10 protein-coding genes are annotated in these 12,693 nt (G+C 42.4%); 6 read left to right on the top strand and 4 right to left on the bottom strand.

Features of this window, described 5'->3' with window-relative positions:
* Window positions 1–244 precede the first annotated feature (244 nt).
* Window positions 245–463, top strand: a complete 219-nt coding sequence (locus tag JO943_RS03465; protein WP_005286569.1) for a DUF1653 domain-containing protein — start codon at window positions 245–247, stop codon at window positions 461–463.
* 35 nt (window positions 464–498) lie between these two features.
* Window positions 499–1,086, top strand: coding sequence for an O-methyltransferase (locus JO943_RS03460; RefSeq protein ID WP_202740001.1), 588 nt, complete (start codon window positions 499–501; stop codon window positions 1,084–1,086).
* Here JO943_RS03460 and JO943_RS03455 read toward each other — a convergent pair.
* Window positions 1,078–2,112 (bottom strand): AraC family transcriptional regulator, encoded by a 1,035-nt coding sequence (locus JO943_RS03455; RefSeq protein ID WP_202739973.1) that lies wholly within the window; start codon window positions 2,110–2,112, stop codon window positions 1,078–1,080. The two genes, JO943_RS03460 and JO943_RS03455, sit on opposite strands and share 9 nt — an antisense overlap.
* Before the next feature lie 122 nt (window positions 2,113–2,234).
* On the opposite strand from JO943_RS03455, the gene JO943_RS03450 reads away from it, so the two are divergent.
* Window positions 2,235–3,428 (top strand): alkane 1-monooxygenase, encoded by a 1,194-nt coding sequence (locus JO943_RS03450; RefSeq protein WP_202739972.1) that lies wholly within the window; start codon window positions 2,235–2,237, stop codon window positions 3,426–3,428.
* Between the two features lie 53 nt (window positions 3,429–3,481).
* Here the strand turns inward: JO943_RS03450 and JO943_RS03445 are convergent, their stop codons facing one another.
* Window positions 3,482–3,691 (bottom strand): KTSC domain-containing protein, encoded by a 210-nt coding sequence (locus JO943_RS03445; RefSeq protein ID WP_005231004.1) that lies wholly within the window; start codon window positions 3,689–3,691, stop codon window positions 3,482–3,484.
* A gap of 255 nt (window positions 3,692–3,946) precedes the next feature.
* Window positions 3,947–4,510, bottom strand: a complete 564-nt coding sequence (gene ahpC / locus JO943_RS03440; protein ID WP_004772679.1) for an alkyl hydroperoxide reductase subunit C — start codon at window positions 4,508–4,510, stop codon at window positions 3,947–3,949.
* 479 nt (window positions 4,511–4,989) lie between these two features.
* Here ahpC and hrpA point away from each other — a divergent pair, with 479 nt between their 5' ends.
* Window positions 4,990–8,844, top strand: a complete 3,855-nt coding sequence (gene hrpA, locus JO943_RS03435) for an ATP-dependent RNA helicase HrpA (RefSeq protein WP_202739971.1) — start codon at window positions 4,990–4,992, stop codon at window positions 8,842–8,844.
* A gap of 45 nt (window positions 8,845–8,889) precedes the next feature.
* The gene (locus tag JO943_RS03430; RefSeq protein WP_009509568.1) at window positions 8,890–9,996 is read left to right on the top strand and encodes a beta-ketoacyl-ACP synthase III; all 1,107 of its coding nucleotides are present in this window, start codon (window positions 8,890–8,892) and stop codon (window positions 9,994–9,996) included.
* Between the two features lie 62 nt (window positions 9,997–10,058).
* Here the strand turns inward: JO943_RS03430 and lipA are convergent, their stop codons facing one another.
* Window positions 10,059–11,072: a lipoyl synthase gene (lipA, locus tag JO943_RS03425; protein WP_004772671.1), complete on the bottom strand. Its 1,014-nt coding sequence runs from the start codon at window positions 11,070–11,072 to the stop codon at window positions 10,059–10,061.
* Window positions 11,073–11,262: 190 nt separating this feature from the next.
* On the opposite strand from lipA, the gene sthA reads away from it, so the two are divergent.
* On the top strand, window positions 11,263–12,678 hold the full coding sequence (sthA, locus tag JO943_RS03420) for a Si-specific NAD(P)(+) transhydrogenase (protein WP_005231000.1): 1,416 nt from the start codon (window positions 11,263–11,265) through the stop codon (window positions 12,676–12,678).
* The last annotated feature ends 15 nt before the right edge of the window (window positions 12,679–12,693 follow it).

The raw sequence follows: 12,693 nt of genomic DNA, 5'->3' as shown, positions 1-12,693 counted from the left end.
ATTTTGATCTAACATGTATTTCTCCAAACCCTAAGACTTTTAAATCGGTCAATTCATTCAATAAGGCTATATTACGTAAAAATGATAAATAGGTAAAACAGTATGTTTTTATTGTTTTGATCGGTTTTTTGAATTTTTAATTCATCCGTTGAATTTGAAATATATCTTTCGATAAAAAAATCAGTACAATCATACTTGTTATACAACTGCAATCATTGCATGACATAAAGAAAGGGTAAGCAATATGGCATTACAGCGCGGCATCTATCAACATTATAAAGGGCAACTTTATCAGGTCTTTCATGTTGCCCGTCATAGTGAAACTGAAGAGCAACTGGTCGTGTATCAATGCTTATATGGCGATTATTCAATGTGGGTACGCCCATTGGCAATGTTTACTGAAACGGTTGAACTGGCGGATGGACAAATCCAGCCCCGTTTTAAATTGATTCAGGCGACTTAAGCGGAATTGCCGACTTAGCATCTGGAGGGTCAATGATGACCAGTAGTGTGTTTTTACAGCGTATTGCTGATTTATATGATCAGTTCAAGCAACACGATGCGCAACAGTCTGATCGTCTGAGTCGCTATCGGAATATTGAGGCCGAGTCGGCAAAGTTATTGGCGATGCTGATTCGTTGTCAGCAATCAAAGCGTATACTGGAAATCGGCACTTCGACTGGTTATTCAACCTTGTGGCTGGCTGAGGCTGCCCAAGCGGTCGGCGGAAAAGTTCAAACGTTGGAAATTGATCCTTTACGCAGTGCTCAGGCGAAAAAAAATGCGGAAGCGTTTGAGCTAGCACAGCACATTGATTTCTGGATAGGAGATGCGGCGGATTTTCTGGCTCAGGCCAGTCAATCGTTTGATTTTATTTTACTGGATGCAGAACGTATTCATTATGTCAGTTACTGGGCCGATTTAAAGCGTTTATTACAAACATCTGGTAGCACCTTGGTGATCGATAATGTGATTTCTCATGCCGCCGAAGTGAAAAGCTTTCTGGAATTGATTAAGCAAGATGACGATTACATGAGTACGATTTTACCGATTGGCGCGGGCTTGTGTATGGTGGTGTTAAAGTGAACGGATTTGATCCTGATGTTTTAAACGATATGCTTGCGGACTACAACCCATGACCTTGTTAAAGGCACGGGTAAAATTGGCAGGATTGGAATAACCCAGTTCATACGCTATCGCTGTAATGGTAAGGCTAGAATTCTCTAATAAATCAATGGCGCGTTCTGTGCTGATCTGTTGCTTTAATTCCTGAAACTCGACACCTTGTTGCTGCAAATAGCGTTGCAGGGTTTTTGTCGAAATATTCAGGACTCTGGCACATTCGGTTAAGGTGGGCACTTGATTGGCTTGTCGCAACATCATGCTGACCCATTCCACAATTTCACCTTGATGGTAGATCTTCTGGATTTGTTCCTGGCAGCGTTGCTCAACCACTTTTAAGCTATGTGCGTCTGCCAACGGTAAGGGCAGTGCCAATTGTTGCTGGTCAATCACGACCCTTATACCGGATAGCCAGCTATAGTTAAACTGAAAACTGGCTTTGGCTAAGGATAGATAACGCCCCTGATAAGTCGGTTCGGGGATACTTAAATAGATTTGATAACGTTGTAACTGCTGACCGACCAGTTCTAGCAGACTGTAGTAAAAGGCAACTGCAATGGCTTCGATATGAAAAGCCAAACATTGTTTATTCATCTGCAAAATTGGTTCAAATAACAGTTCGACTTTTTGTGAGCCTGCTGGAAACTGAATACTGAGCTTAAAACTCGGCATAATCAGCCTAAAGTATTGTGCAATGAGTCTGAGTGCATGTTCCAGATTCGGGCTGGTCATCAGGGCATAACCCACCAGACTATGCGAGCTGAGTTTAAGGTTTTTTCCAAGTACAAAGGCCAGATCATGGGTATTAGGCAGGCTTAAACCCATTTCAATAAATTGCTCTATCTGCTGAATAGACAATAGCTCTGTTTGTGCCAGTTGCTGCTGCAATGCACTCAACACATGATTATCGTATTGATGTGTGCCGATTAAAATTTCAATCAGACGCAAATAGTAGCGTGCTGGAATCACCGGAATCTGTTGCTTTTGCACAAGAAAAACTCAGTAAAGTCTTAAAATGATAATAGCAAGTCTTAAAATGATAATATAGTACTGCTGTAAAATTACACAATTACCTCAAGCAAAAGAGTTTGTGTTTGATTGAGGAGATTGTAATGAATATGCATACTCAACTGGATGTCGAGCAAGCAGCAACAATATTTAAGGATAAAAAGCGGCATTTATGGTTATTGGGTCTGGCTGTCCCTACGATTGCAATGAGTGGTTTGGCAGGCTATCAGTTTGGTCCTAAAAAAACCAAAAAATTCTTCGCTTCATTTGGACCCTTATTTATTCATGCTGTTATTCCAACATTAGATAAATTGATTGGTGATGATACGGAAAACCCGCCACTCGATGCAATTGCAGATTTAGAAGCCGATCCCTATTATGCCCGTATTGTTAAACTTTTTATTCCTTTGCAATACGCGACCAATATCTATGGCGCCTATTTAGCCAGTCGTAAAGATACTTCGCTTGCGGATCAACTGTTATTGGGAAGCTTGGTCGGGATGGTCAATGGTATTGCGATTAATACCGCACATGAATTGAGCCATAAATCAGGACGGCTGGAACATTATCTATCACATCTGGCTTTGGCGCCGTCAGGTTATAACCATTTTCGCATCGAACATCCTTATGGTCACCACCGTCGTGTAGCCACGCCTGAAGATCCGGCATCGTCACAATTTGGCGAAAGCTTCTGGAAGTTTTTACCGCGTACCGTGGTAGGGAGCTTTAAATCGGCGATCGAGATTGAAAAGAATCGTTTACAACGCAAGAAATTGCCTTTCTTATGTAAGGAAAATGAGTTGATCCATGGTTGGGCCATGTCGGCTCTGTACCATGCTGCCATGTTTACGAAGTTTGGTATGCGCTCAGTCCCATTCCAAGTCACGCAAGCGGCTTATGCGATTACCTTGTTTGAGTCGGTCAATTATATTGAACACTATGGTTTAAAGCGGGCAAAGAAAGAAAATGGTCAATATGAACGGACGTTGCCTGAGCATAGCTGGAACAATAATAATGTAGTGACCAATTTATTTTTGTATCAATTACAACGCCACTCTGATCATCACGCCAATCCGACCAGAAGCTTTCAGACCTTACGCCACTTTGAAGATGCGCCGCAGTTACCTGCAGGTTATGGGGCCATGATTCTGCCCGCCCTTATTCCAGCGTGGTGGTCAAAAATTATGGATGATCGGGTGGTGCAACACTATCAAGGTCACCTGGATAGAATCAATGTCCATCCTGAAGCCAGACAGAGAATGTTAGAAAAATATAGTCAGCAGGATGATGCTGCCTGAATAGGCAAGTGAAATAGCTTAAATCAGCCCGAGCGGGCTGATTTTTTTATACTTTAAGCTGAAATACACAGTCGTTTAAAGTGCAGATCGAACTCAAGATATTTATGTACAAAGGCGGTTTTATCATGGGTGCGAAGTAAATTATTGTAGATAAACTCTGGAACTGGATGGTAAAGCTCGCCTGAGCCATTGCTATAGAAAATTTTTAAATAGCGTGAAGAAACATCATATTTCCAGGAGGTTACAACAACAGATTTTTCCATAGATTCGTCCCCATATTGATTTGATCTTTTAGTACATTTTTGAACAACTCTTATCCTTCATTCTTTGACAGTACTCCAACTCAGCTCCTGTGACAATTGATAAATGAAGCTGGCTATAAATTTATAAGTATAAGAATTGTAAAAAATTAGCTATAAAATTTGGCTACAAGAAATGGGAAATTTTTAAAATAACGCAGGCAAAAAGAAACCACCCTAAAAAGGGTGGTTTCGGACCATTGGGTCTAATCTAAATAATTAGATTTTACCAACTAAGTCGATAGATGGAGCAAGCGTTGCTTCGCCTTCTTTCCATTTAGCCGGGCAAACTTCACCTGGGTGAGCGTGAACGTATTGAGCAGCTTTAACTTTACGAAGAAGTTCAGATGCGTCACGGCCGATACCACCAGCGTTGATTTCAACGATTTGGATTTTGCCTTCTGGATCGATAACGAAAGTACCACGGTCAGCAAGACCAGCAGCTTCGATTAATACGTCGAAGTTTTTAGAAAGAGTCCAAGTTGGATCGCCGATCAATGGATATTGGATTTTTCCAATAACGTCTGAAGTGTCGTGCCAAGCTTTGTGCGTGAAGTGAGTGTCAGTAGACACGCCATAGATTTCAACGCCTAATTTTTGGAATTCAGCATAGTTATCAGCAAGGTCGCCTAACTCAGTTGGACATACGAAAGTAAAGTCAGCTGGGTAGAAGAATACAACAGACCATTTGCCTTTAAGATCTGCTTCAGATACGTCAACAAATTGACCGTTGTGGTACGCAGTTGCTTTAAATGGTTTAACTTCAGTATTAATTAAGCTCATCATTGTCTCCATGATTGAGGTTTTATTGAGAGGCTAACGCCTTACTTGTTTACGAGGTCTAGAATAAATAATTTTTAGTTATTGGGGAAATAGTATTTTTACATGACTAAAATCGGAAAATTGAATAACTCAATCAAAAACGACTTTCACCCAAAGATATCTGCTCTATTTGACGACATAAAAATGAAGCCAACATGACAAAACATCTGAAAACTAATGTGCATAACAACATGAAGTCTACGTGATCAAAATTCAAGGGTAAAATTGAAAAAATCTAAAAATATATAAAAAACCAAGATATACGATTAAAATTTCTTCATTCAATAAAGGCTTTGAATGAGAGCAGTAAGAGAGCATGATGATGGAAGCATTCCTTCATTTTTACCGCTTAGTCTGAACAGATTGATGCAGTTTCTTTGCATAGCAAGGCTTTAAGGCGTAAAATAGCCGATTAGTTTATTTTTCAGGAAAGCTGTTCAGTGCAGAGTCATTTAAATGTAGATCAATTGGTTATGGCACGTGACCGTCACCGTTTAAATCGACTGCGCAAGGATAAGAAAACACAACCAGCAGATATCGAAAAACTGTTTGAACAGTCTAACCACAAGGTTAAGCAACGCCTTGCACGCCTTCCAAAGATCAAACTCAATCAGGATTTACCTGTTACCCAGTATGCAGATCGTTTGATTGAAGCGATTCAAAAGCATCAGGTCATTATTGTGGCGGGTGAAACCGGTTCCGGTAAAACCACACAGCTCCCGCAGATTGCCATGCTGGCAGGGCGTGGACTGACGGGCATGATTGGTCACACCCAGCCACGTCGTCTGGCTGCACGTAGTGTTTCGCAGCGTATCGCCGAAGAAGTTGGTGAGAAACTCGGCGAATCAATCGGTTTTAAAATCCGTTTTAACGAGCAGGGCTCACAAGACTCAATTGTCCGTTTGATGACCGATGGTATCTTGTTAGCTGAACTGACCAATGACCGGTTCCTGTCAAAATACGACACCATTATTATTGATGAGGCGCACGAACGCTCTCTCAATATTGATTTTATTATGGGCTATCTCAAGCAGCTTTTACCAAAGCGCCCTGATTTAAAAGTCATTGTTACTTCGGCAACGCTCGATGTGAATCGCTTTAGCCAGTATTTCTATGATGCACCGATTTTTGAAGTAGAAGGGCGTAGTTTCCCTGTTGAAGTGCGTTATCGTCCGATTTCAGAACTGAGCATCGTTGGCAGTGATGATGATGAATTCGATGACTTTGAAGAAAACCTCCCGCGTGCCGTGGTACAGGCTGTCGAAGAATGTTTTGCCGATGCAGAGAGCAAGGGCCATCCTGAGCATGCCGATATTCTGGTTTTCGCCAGTACCGAACAGGAAATTCGTGAATTACAGGAGACCTTACAAAAGTATGGCCCTCGTCATACCGAAGTGTTGCCTTTATACGCACGTTTAGCCTTGGCAGAACAGCAAAAGATTTTCAGTCCAGGTGGTAAAGGTCGCCGTATTATTATTGCGACCAACGTGGCTGAAACAGCACTGACAGTTCCGAATATTCGCTATGTGATTGATAGCGGTTTTGCCCGTATTTCGCGTTATAACTATCGTTCGCGGGTGCAACGCCTTCCAATTGAAGCGATTTCACAGGCTGCTGCCAACCAGCGTAAAGGTCGTTGTGGTCGTATTGCGGCGGGTGTATGTATTCGCTTATATAGTGAAGAAGACTTTTTAAGCCGTCCTGAGTTTACCGAACCAGAAATTAAACGAACCAACTTGGCCTCTGTGATTTTGCAAATGCAAAGCCTTGGACTAGGTAGTCTTGAAGATTTTGATTTTATCGAGCCACCTGATTTTCGTCTGGTCAATGATGGTCGTAAACTGCTGATCGAGTTGGGTGCATTGAGTGAGCGCAAGAATGATTTGACCAAAGTCGGTCAGATGATGGCACGTATGCCGATTGATCCGCGTTTAGCTCGTATGATTATCGGTGGGGCACATTTTGGCGTACTCAAAGAAACGTTGATTATTGTCAGTGCCTTGGCAATTCAAGATCCGCGTGAACGTCCTGCCGATAAACAAATGCAGGCCGATCAGAAGCATGCGTTATTCAAAGAAGCGGATTCAGACTTTTTATTCTATTTAAAGCTTTGGAATACGATACAAACCAGTCCGGATACGCAGACGGAAAATAAGCGCCGTCAATTTGCACGTCAGCATTTCTTAAGCTGGTTGCGTTTGCGTGAATGGAAACAGACCCATCAGCAACTGGTTGAGCTGGCAGAAGGATTAAAACTGAGTTTTAATGAAAAGGGCGCCAATTATGAAAATTTACACCGTGCTCTGTTAACAGGTCTACTTTCATTTATTGCCAATAAAACGGATGAACGTAATACCTTTATGGCAGTACGTCAACAGAAAGCCAAAGTGTTCCCAGCCAGTACCTTGCATAAAACCAATACCGCTTGGGTGATGGCCTTTGAAATGGTGGAAACCTCTCAGGTGTATTTACGGACTTTGGCAAAAATTGATCCTGAATGGATTTTGCTGGCGGCTCGTGATTTATTGAAGTACCACTATTTCGAACCGCACTGGTCCAAGAAAGCGGGTATTGTGAATGCCTATGCGCAGATTTCTCTGTTTGGTTTAATCATTGAACCCAAGCGTTTGATCAACTTTGAAAAGGTGGATCAGCCGGCGGCCCATGAAATCTTTTTACGCGATGCTCTGACCACAGGGAATCTGGGGATTACACCACCGTTCTTGAAGCATAACTTGTTAAAACTTGAAGAAGTGGAACGCGTTGAAGATAAGCTGCGTCGTCGTGACTTGGTGGTCGATGAAGAAACCATTTATCAGTTTTATGCAGCGAAAGTGCCTGAGGAAATTGCCAGCCGCCGTAGTTTCGAAGATTGGCGTGCAACCATTGAACCTGATCAGCCCCGTTATCTGTTTGTCGAAGATGATGCATTATGGATGAACGATCGTCCGACCACGCAACAATTTCCTGACTATTTGCATAATGGTCAATTGCGCTTGGCGGCCAGCTATCGATTTGACCCAAGTCATGATGAAGATGGGGCAACGGTCAAGATTCCGGTGCAGGCGTTACCGCAAGTGGATGAAAAGCAATGGTCATGGGGAATCCCAGGCTGGCGTCAAGACTTGATCGAAGCATTACTGAAAGCATTACCGAAAGATAAGCGCCGTAATCTGGTACCGATTCCTGATACTGCGAGAAAACTGATGCAAGGCGTCGATGCAACGCATTTACGTGAACATCTGTTTAGTTATCTGGCATTTGCTTTGCGTGGTGAGCAAATCACGGAAAAAGATTTTTCTTTTGAACGGATTGACCAGTATCTGGTGCCTTTTATTAAGGTGCTGGATGAAAAAGGCAAGTTGATTGCGCAAGGGCGTGATCTGGATGAGCTAAAAGCACGCTGTCGTGTTGAAACCCATCGCCCAGTGAAACAGCAAAAAGGTGAATTTAAAACCTTCCCTGACAACTTTATTTTTGAAGCTTCGCAAAAGGTCACGGGTGTTGTGGTCAAGCAATATCAAGCGTTGGTGCCAACCAAGCTGTTTGCCGAGCTGGATGCTAAGGATGAGTCTGGTGTGGTGATTCAAACCTTTAATGATCAGGATGAAGCAATCAAGCAACATCGTGAAGGGGTGATCCGGCTGGTACATATGCAGTTGGGGGATTTAATCCGTCAGCTCAAAAAGCAGATTTCCAAGCCGCTGGCTCTGGCTTATTCACCTTTAGGTGAAAGGGCAAAACTGGAGCAGATGCTGGTTTATGCAACTTTACAGGTGTCGATCCAGCAATTGCCTAAAAATGCCGATGAATTTCAGCAGTTATTGACTGATACCAAAAAGCAGTTTTTAGCAAATGGTCAACAGACATTAGCTGATTTAACTGAAATATTTACCCAATGGCAGCAAATTCGCCGTGAGTTGCTGGTACTCGACCAAAGTATCTTTGGTCGCAGTGTGGATGATATTGAAGATCAGCTTGATTTAATGTCATTGGCAGACTTTGTTTACAGCCAAACGCCCGAGATTTGGCAGGAATACCCGCGTTATTTGAAAGCACTGCTATTGCGTTTAGACCGTTTGCCAAATAATCTACAACGTGATCTTGCTGCAATTGATGATGTCGATCCATGGATGGACAAAGTATTTAAATTTAAAAAAGATCCTAAAATCAAAGAATTGTATTTGATGTTGGAAGAACTCAGAATTTCCTTGTTTTCTCAACCGATGAAAACAAAGCTGCCTATTTCACCAACTAGATTACAAAAACTATGGGATCGATTAGCAATCGGTTAAACTGAGAAATATGAAAGTTAGAAGCATTCTTTACAGGAGTTTTACATGGGCATCCGTATAACAGGTACAGGTTTATTTCACCCAACCGAATCGATTTCCAATGAAGAGTTGGTTGAAAGTTTAAATGCTTATGTAGAACAATATAATCAAGACAACGCCGCTCAGATCGAAGCAGGCGAAATCGAGGCTTTACGTGGTTCAAGCCCTGAATTTATTGAAAAAGCATCAGGAATTAAACGTCGTTATGTGGTCGAAAAATCAGGTATTTTAGATCCAACCCGCTTGCGTCCGCGTTTGCAGGAACGTAGCAACGATGAGCTTTCACTTCAAGCGGAGTGGGGCGTAATTGCGGCTAAACAGGCGATGGAAAATGCAGGTGTAACCGCTGACGACATCGATGTAGTGATTTTGGCATGTTCAAACATGCAACGTGCTTATCCTGCGGTTGCGATTGAGATCCAGACAGCTCTTGGGATTAAAGGCTATGCTTATGATATGAATGTGGCGTGTTCTGCTGCAACATTCGGTTTGAAGCAAGCTTATGATGCGGTGAAATGTGGCGCTCGCCGTGTATTATTGCTCAATGTTGAAATCACGTCGGGCCATCTGGATTATCGTACCCGTGATGCCCACTTTATTTTTGGTGATGTGGCGACAGCGTCGATTATTGAAGATACTGAAACCAAATCAGGTTTCGAAATTTTAGATATTCATTTGTTTACCCAGTTCTCAAATAATATCCGTAATAACTTTGGTTTCTTGAATCGCAGTGAAGATGCAGTAGTCGATGACAAGTTATTCCGTCAAGACGGTCGTAAAGTATTTAAAGAAGTTTGTCCGCTTGTTGCGAAGATCATTACTGCACAGCTGGAAAAACTTGAATTAACGCCTGAACAAATCAAGCGTTTCTGGTTGCATCAAGCCAATGCCAACATGAATGAACTGATTTTAAAACTGGTTGTTGGTAAAGATGCTGATCTTGAGCGTGCACCGATTATTCTGGATGAGTTCGCCAATACTTCATCTGCGGGGGTTATCATTGCGATGCACCGTACCGGTGAACAGGTCGATAATGGCGAATTTGCTGTAATTTCTTCTTTCGGTGCGGGCTATTCAGTCGGTTCGATTGTGGTACAAAAGCATATTGCTTAATTTTTTGACTAGAATATAAAAAAACACCACGATTGTGGTGTTTTTTTATGCCTTATGAAACTTTAAGCTTCAATGGCTTGAACTGCAATTTTCTTGGCAGGATCTGCCTTACGGCGTACAGCAGGCACTGGTTCACCATGATATTGGCGATCAGCAAAGTAGCTTGAACGAACCATTGGCGCAGACCAGATATTTCTGAAACCGAGTTTACGGCCATGTTCAGCATAACGCTCGAATTCTTCTGGCGTAACAAAACGGTCAATTGGGGCATGTTGTTTAGACGGTTGCAGATATTGACCAATGGTCACGTAATCCACATCGTGTGCACGCAGATCATCCAGTAACGAAATCACTTCTTCTTCAGTTTCACCGATACCCACCATCAAACCACATTTGGTTGGTACGTCAGGGCAGTATTCTTTAAACATTTTTAACAGGTTTAAAGAGTGCTGATAGTCAGAGCCTGGACGCATCGCTTTATAAAGGCGAGGCACAGTTTCAATATTGTGGTTGAATACATCTGGCGGACATTCAGTCATGATGCGTAAGGCGATATCCATACGACCACGGAAGTCAGGTACCAGAATTTCCAATAGGGTTTTTGGACTTAATGCACGTGCTTCCTTGATACAGTCAACAAAGTGTTGAGCACCACCATCAAGCAGGTCATCACGGTCAACCGAGGTAATCACGGCATATTTTAAGCCAAGATTAGAAATGGTTTCAGCCATGTGACGCGGTTCATCCGGGTCCAGTGCATTTGGACGACCGTGTGCAACATCACAGAAAGGACAGCGACGGGTACAGATATCGCCCATGATCATGAAGGTTGCTGTACCACCACCGAAGCATTCAGGCAGGTTAGGGCAGGCAGCTTCTTCACATACGGTATGCAGTTTTTGTGAACGCAAGGTTGTTTTGATACGCTGAACTTCTTCTGGAGCGGTCATCTTGACTCGAATCCAGTCAGGTTTGCGAGGTACTTCAACCGTAGGGATAACTTTTACAGGAATTCTTGCGACTTTTTCCGCGCCACGAAGTTTTATACCCTGTTCAGGTTTACGGTGTTCAGACATATACTTCCTACAGCCTTTGATTTGAGATATGTGAATATTATAGTCAAATTTACCGCATTAAAGCAGGAAAAGTGGTATTCATTTTGAAAATGTAAATATATAAAAATATATAGTTGTGAAATACATCATCTGGCTGCATATTGGTTATCATATAGAGAGCAAAAACGGTTAAGAGACAAAGGAGCTTTGAATGCCACGTAAGAAAGAGGTCGTTGGTGGGAATATTGTTAAATATGATGCAGTAATTCTCGGTTCTGGCCCAGCTGGCGAAGGCGCGGCAATGAAGCTTGCAAAAGCAGGTAAAAAAGTTGCAATCGTTGATGTTCGTGATCAACTCGGCGGTAACTGCGCACATGTAGGCACAATTCCAAGTAAAGCTTTGCGTCAAACAGTTTCAAGTATCATTCGTTATCAACGTGATCCAATGTTTCAGAAAGTCGGTGAATGGAAACAGTTCACCATGAAACAGGTATTACGTAATGCGCATAAAGTGATTCAACAGCAAGTTGACACGCATACACGTTTCTATGATCGCAATAAAATCGAAGTCTTTCATGGGCGTGCTTATATTCAGGATAAGAACACGGTTCTGATTTTTGGTCAGGATGGTATTAAAGACACCATTATTTGCAAGCAGATTGTGATTGCAACGGGTAGCCGTCCATATCAGCCAAAAGGTCTGGATTTTAATCATCCACGTGTATTTGATTCAGACAAGATTCTCGATCTTGATTTCGCCATCCAGAAAATCATCATTTATGGTGCAGGCGTGATCGGTTGTGAATATGCCTCAATTTTCATTGGATTAGATCATAAGGTTGATCTGATCAATACCCAGCAAAAGCTTTTAAGCTATCTGGATGATGAAATTGCCGATGCATTATCTTACCACTTACGTGAGCAAGGCGTGTTGATCCGTCACAATGAGCAGATTGATCATTTAGAGACGTTTGATGATCACGTGGTTCTGCATTTATTAAGTGGCAAGAAGATCAAGGCAGATGCGATCTTGTGGTGTAATGGCCGTTCAGGCAATACCGATGGTTTAGGTCTTGAAAATGTAGGCTTAGTACCAAATGGTCGTGGTCAGTTGATGGTGAATGATCAATACCAGACTGAAGCAGAAAATATTTATGCAGCGGGTGATGTGATTGGCTGGCCATCATTGGCATCAGCGGCATATGACCAAGGTCGTTGCGCAGGTGCGAACATGGTTGGCGAGAAAAATGTCAAGCCAATCCGTGACGTTCCAACTGGTATTTATACCATTCCAGAGATTTCTTCGATTGGTAAGACCGAACAGGAGTTAACGGAAGAGAAAGTCCCTTACGAAGTGGGGCAGGCTTCTTTCCGTCATCTGGCGCGTGCGCAGATTACCGGTGATACGGTGGGTGAATTAAAGATTCTATTCCACCGTGATACTTTAGAAGTATTAGGTATTCATTGCTTTGGTAATAATGCGGCAGAGATTATCCACATTGGACAAGTGGTGATGCATAGTCCGAACAATACCTTGAAGTATTTTGTTGAGACTACTTTCAACTATCCAACCATGGCTGAAGCCTATCGTGTTGCGTCTTTAAATGGTATGAATCGTTTGTTCTAAGCCAGTCAGTCCTTG

Source organism: Acinetobacter sp. 'aerobic (ED)' (assembly GCF_904886855.1).
In the GTDB taxonomy this organism is placed as follows: Bacteria; Pseudomonadota; Gammaproteobacteria; order Pseudomonadales; family Moraxellaceae; genus Acinetobacter; species Acinetobacter courvalinii.
The sequence above is the reverse complement of the archived record's forward strand: the minus strand, read 5'-3'. Positions and strand labels throughout refer to the sequence as shown.

Bases quoted from the DNA above. Each gene is read 5' to 3' on its own strand.
- sthA (WP_005231000.1), top strand. From the start codon at position 11,263: ATGCCACGTAAGAAAGAGGTCGTTGGTGGGAATATTGTTAAATATGAT.
- JO943_RS03460 (WP_202740001.1), top strand. From the start codon at position 499: ATGACCAGTAGTGTGTTTTTACAGCGTATTGCTGATTTATATGATCAG.
- JO943_RS03450 (WP_202739972.1), top strand. From the start codon at position 2,235: ATGAATATGCATACTCAACTGGATGTCGAGCAAGCAGCAACAATATTT.
- JO943_RS03465 (WP_005286569.1), top strand. From the start codon at position 245: ATGGCATTACAGCGCGGCATCTATCAACATTATAAAGGGCAACTTTAT.
- lipA (WP_004772671.1), bottom strand. From the start codon at position 11,072: ATGTCTGAACACCGTAAACCTGAACAGGGTATAAAACTTCGTGGCGCG.
- ahpC (WP_004772679.1), bottom strand. From the start codon at position 4,510: ATGAGCTTAATTAATACTGAAGTTAAACCATTTAAAGCAACTGCGTAC.
- JO943_RS03445 (WP_005231004.1), bottom strand. From the start codon at position 3,691: ATGGAAAAATCTGTTGTTGTAACCTCCTGGAAATATGATGTTTCTTCA.
- JO943_RS03430 (WP_009509568.1), top strand. From the start codon at position 8,890: ATGGGCATCCGTATAACAGGTACAGGTTTATTTCACCCAACCGAATCG.